Origin of the sequence: Asticcacaulis sp. AC402 (genome assembly GCF_000495835.1) — a bacterium.
Lineage (GTDB): Bacteria > Pseudomonadota > Alphaproteobacteria > Caulobacterales > Caulobacteraceae > Asticcacaulis.
In genome coordinates, this window is sequence record NZ_AWGC01000077.1 from 1 (window position 1) to 724 (window position 724).

The 724-nt window shown below is 59.1% G+C and carries 1 protein-coding gene; it reads right to left on the minus strand.

What is annotated here, in order from left to right:
• Positions 1-724: calcium-binding protein (locus ABAC402_RS0121115; protein ID WP_200862150.1), on the minus strand; the 724-nt coding region annotated here is incomplete at both ends.

Below are 724 nucleotides of genomic sequence, written 5' to 3' on the forward strand. Positions count from 1 at the left end.
TCGAGAAGATCGGCCCCGTCTTCGCCGGTCACCGTGTCATTGTCACCCGTCACATAGTCATTGCCGGCCCCACCCATCAGTGTGTCATTGCCGGTGCCGCCATCAATCGTATCGGCACCGTCGGCCGTATCGAAGCCCGCGGGTGGCAGGGCGTTGCCTGCCAGCGACACTTGCAGCGTGTAGCCCTGTGCGACATCCAGAGCCGAAGATCCGACGTCAGTGTCAAACTTGCCGACGCGAATAAAATAGGTCCCGGCTGTTGCGAAGGTATGGGTGAGAAAAGAATCGGTGTCGAAACCACTGCCGCCACCGCCGTTCGTGATGAGCGAATCGTCATCAAAAGCCAGTCGCGTGCCGTCCGCATCGAACAGTTCGAGGAAGGAATCCAGGTTGACCGAGGCGTCGATGTCGAATGTACCGACAACACCGGCGGCATCGACAACAAAACTGTACATATCGTAGAAGCCGTCGCCCGTCCCCGTTACCGTCGTGTGCGGGACCGTTGTCGAATTGGCGATATTGGCATCGCTGTTCAGCCCGAACGCAGAGGGTGCCAGGTTGATCGCCGTGGCGATGGTGTCTTGTTGCGGCAATCCGGTTTCGTTCAAGGTTGCGGCGGGGTAAGGCGCCAAAGCGGCACCAAAGATAATGTCGTTGCCGCCAAGCCCGGTCAAGTGGTTATTGCCCGCGTTACCCGTCAGGCGATTGTCAGAGGCACTACCGC